General features: G+C 58.4%; 1 protein-coding gene. It reads right to left on the bottom strand.

Annotation, left to right across the window (positions count from 1 at the left end):
- The coding region (locus tag C5470_RS23975; protein WP_166291976.1) for a condensation domain-containing protein at positions 1-255 on the bottom strand (255 nt) is incomplete at both ends.

Raw genomic sequence — 255 nt, 5'->3', positions numbered from 1 at the left:
AACAACAAACTGCAATAACGGGGCTTCACTTAAGTTCAGACGATAATGGCGGGGGTCAAAACGCCGGCTTAACTGCTCACTGACCGGCCCGTCTGCCGGATCTAATGTCAATTCAGTGACGGATAACAGGGCCTGGCGCCAGACCACTTGCGCCGGCTCTGACAGCCCCTGCCAGATAAAGGCGGTGCGCAGAATATCGTGGCGGTTGACCACCTGCTGCACCGCGGCCAGATAGCGGTCCAGCACCACCCGATC

It is taken from the genome of Photorhabdus stackebrandtii, assembly GCF_011189495.1.
GTDB lineage: Bacteria > Pseudomonadota > Gammaproteobacteria > Enterobacterales > Enterobacteriaceae > Photorhabdus > Photorhabdus khanii.
This window is presented reverse-complemented; position numbering and strand designations above follow the sequence as displayed.